This is a genomic window from Duganella violaceipulchra (assembly GCF_019166075.1).
GTDB classification, from domain to species: Bacteria; Pseudomonadota; Gammaproteobacteria; order Burkholderiales; family Burkholderiaceae_D; genus Rugamonas; species Rugamonas violaceipulchra.
In genome coordinates, this window is sequence record NZ_JAHTGR010000005.1 from 380,318 (window position 1) to 395,810 (window position 15,493).

At 63.2% G+C, this 15,493-nt stretch carries 12 protein-coding genes and 2 rRNA genes; 5 read left to right on the forward strand and 9 right to left on the reverse strand.

Going from position 1 to position 15,493, the window contains the following annotated elements; genetic code table 11:
• Positions 1 to 8 precede the first annotated feature (8 nt).
• From KVP70_RS12545 to KVP70_RS12555, 3 genes are read left to right on the forward strand one after another with little or no spacing between them, the layout of a single operon-like run.
• Positions 9 to 458: an acyl-CoA thioesterase gene (locus tag KVP70_RS12545; protein WP_217942546.1), complete on the forward strand. Its 450-nt coding sequence runs from the start codon at positions 9 to 11 to the stop codon at positions 456 to 458.
• Positions 459 to 469: 11 nt separating this feature from the next.
• Complete coding sequence (locus tag KVP70_RS12550; protein ID WP_217942547.1) at positions 470 to 2,053, forward strand: alkaline phosphatase D family protein; 1,584 nt, start codon at positions 470 to 472, stop codon at positions 2,051 to 2,053.
• 54 nt (positions 2,054 to 2,107) lie between these two features.
• The gene (locus KVP70_RS12555; protein WP_217942548.1) at positions 2,108 to 2,407 is read left to right on the forward strand and encodes a hypothetical protein; all 300 of its coding nucleotides are present in this window, start codon (positions 2,108 to 2,110) and stop codon (positions 2,405 to 2,407) included.
• Positions 2,408 to 2,520: 113 nt separating this feature from the next.
• Here KVP70_RS12555 and KVP70_RS12560 read toward each other — a convergent pair whose 3' ends face one another.
• The 4 genes from KVP70_RS12560 to KVP70_RS12575 all read right to left on the reverse strand — a co-directional run bounded on the left by KVP70_RS12560 (position 2,521) and on the right by KVP70_RS12575 (position 9,291).
• The gene (locus KVP70_RS12560; protein ID WP_217942549.1) at positions 2,521 to 4,191 is read right to left on the reverse strand and encodes a long-chain fatty acid--CoA ligase; all 1,671 of its coding nucleotides are present in this window, start codon (positions 4,189 to 4,191) and stop codon (positions 2,521 to 2,523) included.
• A 3-nt stretch (positions 4,192 to 4,194) separates the two neighbouring features.
• Entirely contained in the window at positions 4,195 to 5,886 is a 1,692-nt protein-coding gene (locus KVP70_RS12565; protein ID WP_217942550.1) for a long-chain-fatty-acid--CoA ligase, read from the reverse strand.
• Between the two features lie 189 nt (positions 5,887 to 6,075).
• Positions 6,076 to 7,203, reverse strand: a complete 1,128-nt coding sequence (locus tag KVP70_RS12570; protein WP_217942551.1) for an aminopeptidase — start codon at positions 7,201 to 7,203, stop codon at positions 6,076 to 6,078.
• A gap of 9 nt (positions 7,204 to 7,212) precedes the next feature.
• Positions 7,213 to 9,291, reverse strand: coding sequence for a molybdopterin-containing oxidoreductase family protein (locus KVP70_RS12575; protein ID WP_217942552.1), 2,079 nt, complete (start codon positions 9,289 to 9,291; stop codon positions 7,213 to 7,215).
• 136 nt (positions 9,292 to 9,427) lie between these two features.
• On the opposite strand from KVP70_RS12575, the gene KVP70_RS12580 reads away from it, so the two are divergent.
• Positions 9,428 to 10,621 carry a M20 aminoacylase family protein gene (locus tag KVP70_RS12580; RefSeq protein ID WP_217942553.1) on the forward strand — a complete coding sequence of 398 codons (1,194 nt, stop codon included), beginning with the start codon at positions 9,428 to 9,430 and terminating at the stop codon, positions 10,619 to 10,621.
• Here KVP70_RS12580 and KVP70_RS12585 read toward each other — a convergent pair.
• A complete protein-coding gene (locus KVP70_RS12585) occupies positions 10,618 to 11,514 on the reverse strand; it encodes an NAD(P)-dependent oxidoreductase (protein WP_255575814.1) in 897 nt (298 codons plus the stop codon). The two genes, KVP70_RS12580 and KVP70_RS12585, sit on opposite strands and share 4 nt — an antisense overlap.
• Before the next feature lie 115 nt (positions 11,515 to 11,629).
• Between KVP70_RS12585 and KVP70_RS12590 the strand changes: the two genes are divergently transcribed.
• A complete protein-coding gene (locus KVP70_RS12590; RefSeq protein ID WP_217942555.1) occupies positions 11,630 to 12,175 on the forward strand; it encodes an acyloxyacyl hydrolase in 546 nt (181 codons plus the stop codon).
• 106 nt (positions 12,176 to 12,281) lie between these two features.
• On the opposite strand, the gene KVP70_RS12595 is transcribed toward KVP70_RS12590, so the two are convergent.
• The 4 genes from KVP70_RS12595 to KVP70_RS12610 all read right to left on the reverse strand — a co-directional run.
• Positions 12,282 to 13,445 carry a L,D-transpeptidase family protein gene (locus tag KVP70_RS12595; protein ID WP_262311779.1) on the reverse strand — a complete coding sequence of 388 codons (1,164 nt, stop codon included), beginning with the start codon at positions 13,443 to 13,445 and terminating at the stop codon, positions 12,282 to 12,284.
• Between the two features lie 65 nt (positions 13,446 to 13,510).
• Positions 13,511 to 14,869 carry a L,D-transpeptidase Cds6 family protein gene (locus KVP70_RS12600; protein WP_217942557.1) on the reverse strand — a complete coding sequence of 453 codons (1,359 nt, stop codon included), beginning with the start codon at positions 14,867 to 14,869 and terminating at the stop codon, positions 13,511 to 13,513.
• Positions 14,870 to 15,112: 243 nt separating this feature from the next.
• Positions 15,113 to 15,225 (reverse strand): 5S ribosomal RNA (gene rrf, locus KVP70_RS12605).
• A 162-nt stretch (positions 15,226 to 15,387) separates the two neighbouring features.
• Positions 15,388 to 15,493: ribosomal RNA gene (locus tag KVP70_RS12610) — 23S ribosomal RNA — on the reverse strand; the annotation flags it as partial.

Here is a 15,493-nt window from a genome sequence, read left to right on the forward strand (position 1 = left end):
AATTCACGATGACCACCCCCGAAAATCCCCCCACCATCAAAGCCGAAACCGTCAACCGCGGCCTGCCCGCCGGGAAGATGCCGGAACTGCGCATGATGCCGGCGCCGTCCGACGCCAACGTCTACGGCGACGTGTTCGGCGGCTGGATCATGGCGCAGGTCGACATCGCCGGCTCGCTGCCGGCCACCCGCCGCGCCAACGGCCGCGTGGCGACCATCTCGGTGAACTCCTTCGTGTTCAAGAACCCCGTGTTCGTGGGCGACCTGCTGTCGTTTTATGCTGATATTGTCAAAGTTGGCAATACGTCCATTACCGTCAACGTCGAGGTGTATGCCGAGCGCAATCGCCTGCAGGCCTGCACCGTCAAGGTCACCGAGGCCACGCTGACCTACGTCGCCACCGATTCGGAGCGCAAGCCGCGCAAGGTGCCGCCGATCGAAACGCTGATCCGTTCCTGATCCGGCGCGGCATGCAGCAGCCTCGCCGCGCCTTTCTCCAAACCGCCAGCCGCCTTGCGTCACTGGCCGCGCTGGCCGCCTCCTGCGGCGCCGGCGCCATTCACGCCGCGCCTGCCAGCGCCAGCACCGCCTATCCGTTCAGCCTCGGGGTCGCCTCCGGTTCGCCGCTGCCGGACGCCGTCATCATCTGGACCCGCATCCTGCACGATCCGCTCAATGCCGCCGCCACGCCGCAGCTGGCCTTCAGCGTGCGCTGGGAAGTGTCGGAGGACGAGCGCTTCAGCCGCATCGTCGCCAAGGGCGCGGCCAGCGCCGCGCCGGAGCTGGCGCACAGCGTGCATGTCGACGTCGCCGGCCTGGCGCCGGCGCGCTGGTACTGGTACCGCTTCATGCTGGACGACGCCGTCAGCCCCGTCGGCCGCACGCGCACCGCGCCCGCCGCCAACGTCATGCCGGACCAATTGAAGCTGGCGGTCGCCTCATGCCAGCACTGGGAGTTCGGCAGCTACGGCGCGCACCGCCACATCGCGGCCGCCGCGCCTGATCTGGTGGCCTTCTTGGGCGATTACATCTACGAGTGGGGGCCGTACCAGCTCCGTCATCCGCAAACGGCGCTACGGACCGCTGAGAGCTTCACGCTGGCCGATTACCGCGCCCGCTACGCCCAGTACAAGACCGACCGCGATTTGCAGGCCGCCCACCTTGCCGCGCCATGGATCGTGACCTGGGACGATCACGAAGTGGCCAACGACTACGGCGGCGACCGCGACGAGCGGCTCGACCCGCACTTCCTCGACCGCCGCGCTGCGGCCTATCAAGCCTTCTACGAACACATGCCGCTGCGCGTGCCGCCAGCCGATTTCGCCAGGCTGCGCATGTACCAGCGCTACGACTGGGGCCGGCTGGCGCGCTTCCATGTGCTGGACGACCGCCAGTACCGATCCCATCATGCCTGCACGCCGGCCGGACGCGGCGGCTCCAGCTCGGTGCTCAAACGCGACTGCCCGGCGCTGGCCGATCCCGGCCGCACCATGCTGGGCGCGGAACAGCAGCGCTGGCTGGAGCTGGGCCTGGCCTCGTCGACGGCGCGCTGGAACATCCTGGCCCAGCAAACGCTGATGGCGCAGAACAGCCAAGTGCCTATCATCAATGAATCCGACGGCCGCTTCTGGACCGACGGTTGGGACGGCTACCCGGCCGCGCGTCAGCGCCTGTTCGACGCGCTGCACGCCAGCAAGGCCGGCAACCCGCTGATACTGGGCGGCGACGTCCACAGCTTTTTCGCAGCCGAGCTCAACCGCAATCCCGCGCGCCCGCGTTCGGCCGCCAATCCCGTCATCGCCACGGAATTTGTCGGCACCTCGGTGACGTCGCCGTCGCGCCCGCAGGCGCGCACCGAGCAGTATGTCGCCATCAACCACAGCATCAAGTACGGGCGCAGCGACAAACGCGGCTTCATGCTGCTCAACATCACGCCGTCCGACACCACGACGCTGTTCCTGGCCCTGGACGATGTCCAGAATCCAGCCAGCCCGATCAAGACCATCGCCAGCTTCCTGGTGCGCGACGGCCGGCCCGGACTGGTTAGCGCTTGAAACGGGGCCGGCACCGCCTATACTGGCTAGACCATCACCGTATGGAGGCGCTACATGTTGAAAGTAACAGAGAGTGAAATTGCGCAAGAGCTGGATAGCTATTTGCATCAGGCCCTGACGCAGACGATAGTCGTTGAGCAGGGCGACCGCGATCCCGTGGTCGTGCTGTCACTGGCCGAGTTTGAAAGGCTGCAGGATGTCGACGACCAGCACTGGGCCGATTGCGCCCGCAAGGCCAACGTCGAAGGATATGTCGATCACGATCATGAGGTGCGGCAGCGGCTGGCCGCCGCCATGAGGGACAAACGGCTCGCTTGCATCAAGAAAGGGCCGCGTTTCGAACACCACCACTAGGATAAACAAACAGCCGGGGGTCAAGTCTGACATTCGGACACGAGCTCTGCCGTACCCGCTGCTACGGCAGAGCGCGTGTCCGAATGTCAGACTTGACCCCCGGGTTGTTTTTGTTACGCTGCGACTTTTTCGTCGCGCAGCTGGCGGCGCAGGATCTTGCCGACGTTGGTCTTCGGCAGCTCATCACGGAACTCGATGTACTTCGGCTTTTTGTACGCGGTCAGCTCGTGCTTGCAGAAGTCCAGCAGCTGCTCGGCGGTCAGGTTCGGGTCCTTGCGCACCACGAACAGCTTGACGGCTTCGCCGGAATTCTTGTCCGGCACGCCGATGCACGCCACTTCCAGCACGCCCGGATGCGAGGCCACCACGCCTTCCACTTCGTTCGGATACACGTTGAAGCCGGACACGATGATCATGTCCTTCTTGCGGTCGACGATGCGGGTGAAGCCCTGCTCGTTCATGATGCCGACGTCGCCGGTCTTGAAGAAGCCATCGGCCGTCATCGACTTGGCGGTTTCGTCCGGACGGTTCCAGTAGCCGGCCATCACCTGCGGGCCGCGGATGGCGATCTCGCCGGTCGCGCCCAGCGGCAGCACGTTGCCGTCGTCGTCCAGGATGCACACTTCGGTCGACGGAATCGGCAGGCCGATGGTGCCGGTGAACTCCTTGATGTCGACCCGGTTGGCGGTGGCCACCGGCGAGGTTTCCGACATGCCGTAGCCTTCGATGATCGGCGTGCCGGTCAGCTTGAGCCAGCGGTCGGCCACGGCCTGCTGCACGGCCATGCCGCCGCCGTTGCAGACCGAGTAGGACGAGAAGTCCAGCTTGGCGAACTCGGCATTGTTGAGCAGCGCGTTGTACAGCGTGTTCACCGCGGGGAACACCGCCACGCGGTACTTGGCCAGCTCCTTGACGAAGCCGGGAATGTCGCGCGGATTGGGCACCAGCAGATTCATGCCCCCCATGCGCATGCCCATGAAGGAACTGATGGTCAGCGAGTAGATGTGGTACAGCGGCAGCGCGCACACAAACACCAGCTGCTCGGCCTGCGGCTTGAATTGCAGCCAGGCTTCGTTCTGCAGCACGTTGGCGATGATGTTACGGTGCAGCAGCACGGCGCCCTTGGACACGCCGGTGGTGCCACCGGTGTATTGCAGGAAGGCGATGTCGTCATGGCCCTGCTTGACCGGATTGAGCGTCAGGCGCGAACCCTCGGCCAGCACCTGCTTGAACGACACCGCGTTCGGCAGCGAGAACGACGGCACCATCTTCTTGACATTGCGGACCACGAAGTTGACCAGCGTCCCCTTCAGCGTGCCCAGCATGTCGCCCATGGTGGCGACGATCACGTGCTTGACCTGGGTGTGCGCCAGCACCTGCTCCACCGTGGTGGCGAAGTTTTCCAGCACGATGATCGCTTCCGAACCGGAGTCCACCAGCTGGTGCTGCAACTCGCGCGGCGTGTACAGCGGGTTGACGTTGACCACCGTGTAGCCGGCGCGCAGGATGGCCGCCATCGCCACCGGATATTGCAGCACGTTCGGCAGCATGATCGCCACGCGCGCGCCCGGCTTCAGGCCCTTGCTTTGCAGCCAGGCGCCCATTTGCAGCGACAGCTTGTCGAGCTCGCCGTAGGTGAGGAACTTGTCCATGCAGACGTAGGCGTTGCGGTCGGCGAACTTGCGGAACGATTCTTCCAGCAGGTGCGTGACCGAGCGGTACTGCGTGCTGTCGATTTCAGCGGGCACGCCTTCGGGGTAGGACTTCAGCCAAATTTTTTCCATGTCTTATGCAGCTTTCTTGTTCTGGCCGGGTGGTTCATCGCGCAGCATGCGCCGCAGGATTTTCCCGACGTTGGTTTTGGGCAGCTCCTCGCGGAACTCGATATATTTTGGCTTTTTATAGCCGGTAAATTGTTCTTTGCAATAAGCCATCAACTGCTCGACCGTCAGGTTCGGATCGCGGCGCACCACGAAGATCTTGACCGCCTCGCCCGAATGTTCGTCCGGCACGCCGATGCAGGCGCACTCCAGTACGCCCGGGTGGGCCGCGATCACGCCCTCTAGCTCGTTCGGATACACGTTGAAGCCGGACACCAAAATCATGTCCTTCTTGCGGTCGACGATCTTCACGAAGCCGTTCGCGTCCATCACGCCGACGTCGCCGGATTTGAAATAACCGTCGGCCGTCATGACCTTGGCGGTTTCGTCCGGACGGTTCCAGTAGCCGGCCATCACTTGCGGACCGCGGATCGCGATCTCGCCCGGCTGGCCCAGCGCCACTTCCTTGCCGTCGTCATCGAGGATAGCGATGTCGGTCGACGGCACCGGCAAACCGATGGTGCCGGTGAAGGCCGAGCTGTCGGCGCGGTTGCAGGTAGCCACCGGCGACGTCTCGGACAAGCCATAGCCTTCGATGATGGACACGCCCGTCACCTTCAGCCATTTATCGTTGACGGCCTGCTGTACCGCCATGCCGCCGCCGTTGCATATCTTCAGCGCCGAGAAGTCCAGGCTGCCGAACGCCGGATGGTTCAACAGCGCGTTGTACAGCGTGTTCACCGCCGGCAGCATGTTGAACTTGTACTTGCTCAGCTCCTTGATGAAGCCGCCGATATCGCGCGGATTCGGGATCAGGATATTGAGCGCGCCAACGCGCGTGCCCCACATCGCGCAGCAGGTCAGCGCGAAGATGTGGTACAGCGGCAGCGCGCAAACGATGGTGATCTGCTCGGTCACATTGCCCAGCGCCGGCTTGGACCAGGCCTCGTTCTGCAGCAGGTTGGCCACCAGGTTGCGGTGCGTCAGCGTGGCGCCTTTGGAGACGCCGGTGGTGCCGCCCGTGTACTGCAGGAAGGCCGGATCGGTGGGCTCCAGCGACACCGGCGTCAGCTTCATGCGGCCGCCTTGCGACAGCGCGTCCTTGAAGCGCACCGCGTTCGGCAGCGAGAACGCCGGCACCATCTTCTTGATGCTGCGCACCACGAAGTTGACCAGCGCGCCCTTGAGGCCGCCGAGCAGCTCGCCCATGCTGGCCACCACGATGTGCTTGACCTGCGTGCGGCCCAGCACCTGCTCCAGCGTGGTCGCAAAATTTTCCAGGATCAGGATGGCTTCGGTGCCCGAGTCGTTGAGCTGGTGCTCCAGTTCACGCGGCGTGTACAGCGGGTTGATGTTGACCACGGTGTAGCCGGCGCGCAGGATGGCGGCGATGGCGATCGGATACTGCAGCACGTTGGGCATCATGACGGCGACCCGCGCGCCCTTCTTCATGCCGCGGCTTTGCAGCCAGGCGCCCAGGCGCTTGGAATACGCGTCCACTTCGGCATAGGTGAGGAATTTGTCCATGCAGACGTAGGCGTTGCGGTCTGCGAACTTGTGGAAGGATTCTTCCATCAATTGCACCAGCGAGCGGTATTGGCTCGTGTCGATCTCCGTCAGCATGCCGGGCGGGTACGACTTCAACCAGATTTTTTCCATCCTGTGCCTCGTGTCTCGATTATCGTTGTAAGGTCCGGCGCACAGTGCCGGTTCAGGGTCGGGGGATTCGTCTATGCGAACTTCCGGAGCCTACTTATGACGATGCTATCGGGCAGCAAGCTCAGACGCAAGCGCATTTAACCATATTTGAACGCGGCTTCTAACGGCTTTTTATGCTGCATCGCAACATCAATGCGTGCCTTCCAGCGCGATGGCCGGCTCCTTGGCGGTCTCCGCGTTGAGCATTACCGGGCGGCCCAGTTGCTGCAGCTGCTGCTGGCGTTGAACTAGATCAAGAGAAGCTAATTTTTGCACTGCACCATAAAATCGCACGAACGTTCGTTCTTGCTTTAACAAGGAACGGAAGGCGGGCAGATAATCGTGGTAAGTTCCCACAGCGCTGAGGTGGGCGTTGGTCAGCGGCTCGGCAAACCAGCGGTCGTAGCCGGCGTAGCCGCCCCAGCTGTCCTTCAGCTTTTGGTACTCGGTTTTCAGGTGGGCGAAGATGCGCGCCTTCTCGGCCCGCTTGTGGCGGGTGCTGGTTTTGCCGGCGTAGGTGTCGGCCAGCATCGTGCGGTGGCGCACCAGCAGTTCGAGGAAATCCTGGCGGCGCGCGTTGTAGCGGGTGTAGGCCTCGCGCATCGGATCGGTGCCGTACAGCTCCAGCCAGCGCGCCACGCCGGCCTCCTCCACCGCCGTCGCGAAGCCTTCGTTGAACTGCGAATCGCCCTGGACGTAGACCACCTGGTGCGCCAGCTCGTGGAATACCATGCGCGCCAGTTCGGCGTCGGAATAGTTGATGAAGGTCGACAGCAGCGGATCGCTGAACCAGCCCAGCGTGGAATACGCCGGCACGCCGCCGACCTGGACGTCGTCGTTCTCCTTGCGTAGCTCGTCGGCGTAGGCCATCGCGTCTTCCTTGCTGTAGTAGCCGCGATAGCTGACGCAGCCGGCGATCGGGAAGCACCATTGGATCGGCCGCAGCGACAGCTCCGGCGTCGCCACCACGTTCCACAGCACGAAGGGGCGCGTCAGCGCGGCGTAGTTCTTGTAGCTGGCGTTGTCGGGCAGGCCCAGTTCCTTGACGGCGAAGCGGCGTATTAACAACGCTTTTTCCAGGCGGGCCTTGAGTTGGGGGTCGGTGGCTGGATCGCCCAGCCAGTCCTCAATCGGACGGGCGTCCGACCACAGCGCATACTGGCCTTGGGCGGCTTGCATGTAATACTTGAATTGGGCGCAACCAGCGAGCAAGATTGCTGCGCAGCCCGCCGCCACCCAGTATCTGGCGCGGACAATTCGGCGGACTAGGTTGCGCATACATTACCTTCAAGCAGCGACTCTTTCGACTTGTACCAGTGTATCGTAAAAAGTTGGCGCGCGGCCCATATCAGTCAACTGTTGGCTGGTAACCTCATTGGCGTTCTTGCCATCCCGGCCTAGTTTTTTCCACCATACTGACAAGCCTACAACGAGGCCCGCGCGCGCCTTGTCCGTGACGCGCGCCTTGGCGATGAAGCTGCCGCGGTCATTGAAGATGCGCACCATGTCGCCGTCGGCGATGCCGCGCGCCGCGCTGTCGGCCGGGTGGATGTCCAGGTGCGGCTCGCCCTCCGCCGAACGCAGGCTCTTGACGTTGACGAAGGTGGAGTTGAGGAAGTTGCGCGCCGGCGGAGAAATCATCGCCAGCGGATAGCGCTTGGCCAGCTCGGGATTGCTGGCCACCGATTCATACGGCGGCAGGTAGGCGGGCAGCGGATCGAGGCCGTCGGCCGCCATCGCGGCGGAATAGAACTCGCACTTGCCGGACGGCGTGGGGAAGCCGCCGTGCGCGAACGGCGCGTCGGGCACGTTGAGTTTCTGCCAGCCCTTTTGCTTCAGCGCTTCCCAATCGAAGTTGACGGCGCGCACGTCCTGCGCATTGAAGGCCATGGCCGCCAGCTGGTCGTCGCTGTCCTGGAAGCAGGGATCGTCAAAGCCCATGCGCGCCGCCAGCAGGCGGAAGATTTCGGTGTTGGCCTTGGCCTCGCCCATCGGCGCGATGGCGGCGTTGTTGGCCATCATGTACAGGTGGCCGTAAGCGGTGTGGGTGTCGACATGTTCCAGCTGCGTGGTGGCCGGTAGCACGATGTCGGCATAGTCCACGGTGTCGGTCTGGAAGTGTTCCAGCACCACGGTGAACAAATCCTCGCGCGCGAAGCCGGCCATCACCTTGCCCGAATCCGGCGCGATCGCCAGCGGGTTGGCGTTGTAGACGATCACAGCCTCCACTTCCGGCCCGAACTGCGGCGACGTCGCGCGCAGCAGGTCGTCGCCGATGGTGGTCATGTTGATGGTGCGCGGCTGGCTCTTGAGCAGGTCCGGCCGCTGCAGCGCCGCCTTGTTGGTCGGGAAGGAACCGCTGGACGACAACTGGATGCCGCCGGCCGCATGGCGCCACGCGCCCACCAGCGCCGGCAGGCAGGCGATGCTGCGCACCGACATGCCGCCGCCGCGCACGCGCTGCACGCCGTAGTTGGCGCGGATCGCCACCGGCTCGCCGGCGCGCGCCATGCCGCCGTACAGCCGCGCCAGGTCGACCACTTCGGCCACGCTGATGCCGCAGGTTTCGGCGGTGCGCTCCGGCGTCCATTCGGCCGCGCGCTGCTTCAGTTGCTCGAAACCGAGCGTGTGCTGCGCGATGTAGTCATGGTCGAGCAGGTCTTCGGCGATCAGCACGTGCATCAGGCCCAGCGCCAGCGCGGCGTCGGTGCCGGGCAGCAGCGCGATGTGCTGGTGGCACTTCTCCGCCGTCAGCGAGCGGTAGGGATCGATGGCGATCAGCTTGGCGCCGTTGCGCTTGGCTTCCTGCGCGCGGGTCCAGAAGTGCAGGTTGGAGGCGATCGGATTGCCGCCCCAGATCAGGATCAGCTTGGCGTTCTGGAACTGCTCCAGGTCAATCCCGATCGAGGCGCCGATGGTGTATTTGTAGCCGGTGGCGCCGGCCGTCGCGCAAATGGTGCGGTCCAGCAGCGACGCGCCGATTTGGTTGAAGAAGCGGGAGGACATCGACTCGCCCTGCACCAGCCCCATGGTGCCGCAGTAGCTGTACGGCAGGATCGCTTCCGGTGCGCGCGCGGCGATCGCCTGGAGCCGGGTGGCGATGGTGTCCAGCGCCTCGTCCCAGCTGATGCGCTCGAACTTGCCCTCGCCTTTTTTGCCGACGCGGCGCAGCGGATGCAGCAGGCGGTCCTCATGGTAGGTGCGCTCGGTGTAGCGGGCCACCTTGGTGCACAGCACGCCGGCCGTGGTCGGATGGTCGGGGTCGCCCTTGACGGCGGTGGCCACGCCGTCCTCCACCGTGACCAGCAGCGCGCAGGTGTCGGGGCAGTCGTGCGGGCAGGTCGCGCGGACTTGTGTCGTTGTCATGTGAAAATCCAAAAAACGTGGGGGCAAAGGCATATCGTAAACGATTCTCCCCACTCTGGATTTGTTTGCGCCACAAGGGCTACAATGGCTGTTCTCGATGCCCAAAAGGCAAGCGAACCCGATATTGGAGAAGCAGATGAAACTAGTTGATCCCATCATTGCATTTCAATCTGAAATACAGCAAATCCGGCGTGACCTGCACGCCCATCCCGAGCTGTGCTACGAAGAAAAACGCACCTCCGAAGTCGTCGCAGACAAGCTGAGCGAATGGGGCATCCCCGTGATCCGCGGCCTGGGCCTGACCGGCGTGGTCGGCATCATCAAGCACGGCAGCTCCAAGCGCGCCATCGGCCTGCGCGCCGACATGGACGCGCTGCCGATGCAGGAAGTAAACACCTTCGCCCACGCCTCGCGCCACCCCGGCAAGATGCACGCCTGCGGCCACGACGGCCACACCGCCATGCTGCTGGGCGCGGCCAAGCACCTGGCCGAGCACCGCAATTTCGACGGAACGGTTTACCTCATTTTCCAGCCGGCCGAGGAAGGCGGCGCCGGCGCGCGCCGCATGATCGAGGACGGCCTGTTCGAGCAATGCCCGATGGACGCGATCTACGGCATGCACAACTGGCCGGGCGCGCCGGTCGGCACGATGAGCGTGGTCGAGGGGCCGATGATGGCCTCCAGTAACGAGTTCTACGTCACCGTCAAAGGCAAGGGCGCGCACGCGGCCCAGCCGCACAAGGGCATCGATCCGGTGATGGTGGCGGTGCAGATCGCGCAGAGCTGGCAGACCATCATCAGCCGCCAGAAGAGTCCGCTGGATACGGCCGTGCTGTCGATCACACAGATCCACGCCGGCAGCGCCACCAATGTGATCCCCGACGAAGCCGAGCTGGTCGGCACGGTGCGCACCTTCACCCAGCCGGTGCTGGACATGATCGAGCAACGCATGGGCGAGATCGCCCAGCACACGGCGGCCGCCTTCGGCGCCGAGGTGGACTTCAAGTTTCGCCGCAATTATCCGCCGCTGGTCAACCATCCGGCCGAGACCAAATTCGCGGTGGAGGTGATGAAGTCGGTGGTGGGCGCGGACCAGGTCGATGACCAGGTCGAGCCGACCATGGGCGCGGAAGACTTCGCGTTCTTCCTGCAGGCCAAGCCGGGCTGCTACGTCTTCATCGGCAACGGCGAGGGCGAGCACCGCGACGGCGGCCACGGCCTCGGCCCGTGCGTGCTGCACAACGGCAGCTACGACTTCAACGACCACCTGCTGCCGATCGGCGCCAGCTTCTGGGTGCGCCTGGCCGAGCAGAGCCTGCCGCTCGCTTAAGCCAGCCGGTCCGGGGCGGTGCCGACGCGCTGTCCGGGATTCAAGGCTTCCAGTCCCAGCAGCGCGGCCGAATGGTCGGCCTGCGGGACCGTCTCCACCAGCGCCTGATAGCGCTCGGTCACCAGCTGCGTCACCGGCAAGGTGATGCCCGCAGCCTGTGCCGCCGCCAGGATGTTGCGCTGGTCTTTCAGCTGGGTCTTCACCTGGCCGCCGGCGACAAAATTCCGCTCCAGCATGCGCTGGCCGTGCACCTCGAGGATCTTGCTCTCGGCGAAGCCGCCGCGTATCGCCGCCCGCATCGCCGCCGGGTCGGCGCCGGCCGCCTGTGCCAGCAGCAAGGCCTCGGCCACGATGTTGATGGTGGCGCCGACGATCAGCTGATTGCACAGCTTGGCCACCTGGCCGCTGCCGGCCGGGCCCACCAGCGTCGGCCGGCCCATGGCCGCCAGCACAGTCTCCAGTTCGGCGAAATCCTGCGCGCTGCCGCCGGCCATGATGGCCAGCGTACCGGCCGCCGCGCCGCCCACACCGCCGGACACCGGCGCATCGACAAAGCGCCGGCCCTGCTCAAGCAGCAGCGCGTGGAACTCCTGCGCTTCCGATTGACGGGTCGAGCTCATGTCCACCCACAGCACGCGTGGAGCCAGCGCCGGCAAGGCTTGCTGCATCACGGCGCCGACGATGGGGCCGGCCTCCAGCATGGAGATGACGAGGTCCGCGTCGCGCACCGCGTCGGCCAGATCCGCGACAGCGTGCGCGCCGGCATCGGCCAGCGCCGCGGCCTTGGCGAAGGTGCGGTTCCAGACCGTCACCGCATGGCCGGCCGCCAGCAGGCGCCGCACCATCGGGTCTCCCATCAAGCCGATACCGAGAAAGGCAATTCGCGTAGACAATTCCAACTCCTGAGATGATCAAAAAAATAGCCACGCCGGAATTATTCCACGAACCCCGGTACAATCAAGCCAGCCGTATAAATATGAGATATGGCACTTACATTGCAAGGATACTATGTTCGCGAAACAAATGATTGCAGCAGCAGTAGCACTGATCGCCGCACAGGGCGCGTTCGCCGATGACAAACTGGTCGACTCCGTGGCCATCGACTACGGCAACGCCGCCAAGGTACAAATGGTGCGCTTCAGCGCCGCCAAGGACTGGAGCGCACGCTGGTTCCAATCGAACGGCACCCACCTGAGCGGCTACTGGGAAGCCAGCGCCGGCCTGTGGAAGGAAAGCCAGTACCAGAATATTTCGGGCAACACCGCCCACCTGTGGGATGTAGGCTTCACGCCGGTGTTCCGCTTCGAGAATGACAACAAGAAGGGCATCTACTACGAAGGCGGCATCGGCGTGCACCGCCTGTCCAAGCTGTACGATAACGATACCTACCGTTTATCGACGCACTTCCAGTTCGGCGACCACATCGGCATCGGCTACGTGTTCGACAACAACTGGGAAATCGGCGGCAAGATCCAGCACTTCTCGAACGGCGGCTACAAGAAGCCTAACACCGGCGTGAACTTCGTCGAAATCAAAGCGGCTTACCACTTCTGATCGAAAAACAAGCTGGGGTCAAGTCTGACATTCGGACACGAGCTCTACCGTAGCGATTGCTACGGTAGAGCTCGTGTCCGAATGTCAGACTTGACCCCATTGTTTTTTAGACGTTCGATTCGGCGACGATCTTCCAGCTCTTGCCTTCCTTGGCCCAGTACTGTTTCTTGCGCACCGCGTGGCGGTATTTGCCGACCACGATCTGCTGCGTGAAATTGCTGACGATGACTTCTTCCTGGCTAGGCTGGCGGAAATAGCTCGGCTCGCTCACGGTCACGCTGATCTTCTTGGCGCCAGGCAGGAAACGGTTCTTGTCCAGCCACGCATTCACATCCTCGTCCGCCGCCGACTTGAAGCGCGGCGAATACAGCGCGCGCAGGCCGGCGTCGTCGCGGTTCTCGACATCGCGCCGCCAGGCTTCCACCAGCGAACTGGCCACCCGCAGGTCACGCTCCATCTGCTCCTTGCTGACGAACTCGACCTGGTCACCGATCAGGATCGGCGTCTTGCCGATTTCCACCGTGCGGGTCAGCGTGTTCAGGTCGTCGTTGCTGACCACCACGCAGCCATCGGTCGACAGCGGTGGACGGCTGAACGTTTCCGGCGGCGTGCCGTGCACCCAGATGCCCGAGCCGCTACGGCCCTGCGCCTTGTCCCAGTCGTTCGGATAGTCGAGCGGCAACGCGCCCTTGCCGTACATGTCGGGCAGCTTCACGCCCGGCAAGTGGCCGATGATGTAGTACACGCCGACCGGCGTGCGCATATCGCCTTCCTTCAGCTTGTTGATGCCCAGCTTGCCCTGGCTGACGTAGAAGTCGGACAACAGGCGGATCTGGTCGTTGCGGTTCTCGTACAGGTAAAGGCGCGAATGCTTGGCGTCGACGATCAGCGCGTGCCGTTGGTCCTTGCGCATCTGCATCAGCGCGCGCGGCAGCAGCGCCGACGACGGCCGCCCTGGCTCGGCCTGCATGCGCACGGCCGCTTCGCGCCGCAGGTCGGCCAGCTTGGACGCTTCGCCCGCCGGCACGGCCGCGCCCAGCACGCCCACTTCGCGGGTATGCATCAGCAGGATGTCGCCGCGGACCAGGTGGCCCAGGCGGAAATTCGGATAGGCGACCACCAGCGCGTCGGCCTTTTGCTGGGCGACACGCAGGTTGTGCTGGGACAGCTCTTTGTAGATATCGGACAGTAGCTCTTCGGGATTGGCTTTACGGACGACCGGCGCCCGCGCCGGCTTTTTTGCGGCGTAACTAGCCGTCCCTCCCAACACGCTGAGGAGGAGGACGCAAAGCAACCCACTGGCGCGCCAGCGTTGCGAAAATCTAAAGTGTGACATCAGCTACCCGAGGCTTCCTGCTTAATCTGCCATTTTCCACCATTTTTGACCAGCAAGAGCGTCTTCCGGCTTCTGGCGGTGAGGCGGTCCGATTCATAGGTCTGGCGGAAGGTCACCTTAGCCGTATTGCCGTTCACAACCACTTCCGGTCCGCCCACTTCGACGTGGATGCGGCCCTTGCCTTCGATGCGGGCACGGCGCTCTTCGGCCCAGGCCTTGCGCGACAAACCTTTAGGCGGCTCAAACTCCTGGCTGTAGTAGCCGAGGTAGGAATCGACATTCTGGGTGGTCCAGGCCTTGGCCCAGCCATGGACCTGAGCCAGCACCGCGTCGCGCTCGGAAGTATCCGGCTTGGCGGCCTTTTCCGGTTCCGGCTTGGCAGGTTTTGGCGGCTCCACCTTGGTCGGTTTCGGCGGCTCCGCTTTGGCAGGCTTGGCCGGCTCAGCCTGGGCGAGCACCACCGGCGCTGCTTTGACTGGCGCGGGCACAGAGGCAGGCGCCGGCTTCGGCGGTTCAACCTTGGCTAACACCGGTGCAGGCGCTGGTGTGGCAGGCTTGACTGGAACCGGCGTCGGCACAGGTGCTGGCGCGACCGGCTTGGCTGCAACCGGCGCTGGCGCGGCAGCCACTTTGACTGCTGGCGCTGGCGTCGGCGTCGGTGCCGGCGGCGTGACCGACAAGGCAGGTATGCGCTGCAAGCTCGTCGGCTTGCCGGTATCGGCAGGAATTTGCGAGATCAGCGGCGGCGCAGCATTGGCCGTGGCGCGCGGAGCGGCCACCGGAGCCACTTGCTGAGGCGCGGATGCCGGCGTTGTCACGGCGATCTCCGGCGCGCCGAACTTGGCGCCGGTGCTGCTGGAGAAGTTCCGCAGCAGCGTCAACTTGGACTTGGCCGGCGGCGCATTGTTCGACCCCAGCGCCAACGCCTTGTCGTAGGCTTGGCTGGCCATCTTGCCGTAGACGTCGCCCAGGTTTTCATACGCCGTCATATAGCTCGGATTGGTGCGGATCGCTTTTTCCAGCGACACGCGCGCCTTGTCATACTGGCCGTTGGCCGCGTACAGCACGGCCAGGTTGTTATACGGTTCCGGCAGGTCTTTGTAATCTTCGGTGAGTTTGGTGAACACCGCGATCGCCTCATCCGACTTGTTTTGCTCAGTCAGCAGCACACCCTTCATGAAACGCATTTGCGGATCGGATGGGTGCTTACCCAGGTATTCGTTGGTCTTGTTCAATGCCTCGACAAACTTGCCGGCCTTGGCCAACTTGCTAACGTCGGCCATCTCATCGGCGCGCGCAGGCGCAAGCGCGAAGAGGCTTACCACGATGCCGGCGGACGCCAGAGCACGGTACAGCATTGTTGGAGCTGTCTTATTTTTCATTGAGGTATGAAGCAAGCACGAAAGCACACATGGTACACCTTTCGTTTCCCCAGATCAAAATCTAGCTTGTATCTTATATGCCTCTTTTGTCACAAAAAAAATACCCGGAAATGCGAAAAACCCCACCAAGGTGAGGGAGAGCAATGCTCTCCCGAACGGGTGGGCTTCCAAACGAAAAAAGCCCACCAGATCACTGGTGGGCTTTTCTCTTTATAACTAGCCTGACGATAACCTACTTTCACACTGGTTGCAGCACTATCATCGGCGCAGAGTTGTTTCACGGTCCTGTTCGGGATGGGAAGGGGTGGTACCAACTTGCTATGGTCATCAGGCATTGACTTGTACTAGCGTCGCTTAACTTCAGCGCCGCCAAGAATCTGGAGGAAGTATTATAAACGATTTATACCGTTTATGTAGTAAATATTTTAGGTAATGAAGTTGTATCAACGAACGTTCCAACGTACTTCTTATTCACCATAACCTGCTAAGGTTATAGGGACAAGCCGTACGGGCAATTAGTATCAGTTAGCTTAATGCATTACTGCACTTCCACACCTGACCTATCAACGTCCTGGTCTCGAACGACCCTTCAAAGAGCTC

What these genes read in the sequence shown, in the direction of transcription:
- KVP70_RS12545 (WP_217942546.1), top strand. Translation starts at nt 9, where the DNA reads ATGACCACCCCCGAAAATCCCCCCACCATCAAAGCCGAAACCGTCAAC.
- KVP70_RS12550 (WP_217942547.1), top strand. Translation starts at nt 470, where the DNA reads ATGCAGCAGCCTCGCCGCGCCTTTCTCCAAACCGCCAGCCGCCTTGCG.
- KVP70_RS12555 (WP_217942548.1), top strand. Translation starts at nt 2,108, where the DNA reads ATGTTGAAAGTAACAGAGAGTGAAATTGCGCAAGAGCTGGATAGCTAT.
- KVP70_RS12560 (WP_217942549.1), bottom strand. Translation starts at nt 4,191, where the DNA reads ATGGAAAAAATTTGGCTGAAGTCCTACCCCGAAGGCGTGCCCGCTGAA.
- KVP70_RS12565 (WP_217942550.1), bottom strand. Translation starts at nt 5,886, where the DNA reads ATGGAAAAAATCTGGTTGAAGTCGTACCCGCCCGGCATGCTGACGGAG.
- KVP70_RS12570 (WP_217942551.1), bottom strand. Translation starts at nt 7,203, where the DNA reads ATGCGCAACCTAGTCCGCCGAATTGTCCGCGCCAGATACTGGGTGGCG.
- KVP70_RS12575 (WP_217942552.1), bottom strand. Translation starts at nt 9,291, where the DNA reads ATGACAACGACACAAGTCCGCGCGACCTGCCCGCACGACTGCCCCGAC.
- KVP70_RS12580 (WP_217942553.1), top strand. Translation starts at nt 9,428, where the DNA reads ATGAAACTAGTTGATCCCATCATTGCATTTCAATCTGAAATACAGCAA.
- KVP70_RS12590 (WP_217942555.1), top strand. Translation starts at nt 11,630, where the DNA reads ATGTTCGCGAAACAAATGATTGCAGCAGCAGTAGCACTGATCGCCGCA.
- KVP70_RS12600 (WP_217942557.1), bottom strand. Translation starts at nt 14,869, where the DNA reads ATGCTGTACCGTGCTCTGGCGTCCGCCGGCATCGTGGTAAGCCTCTTC.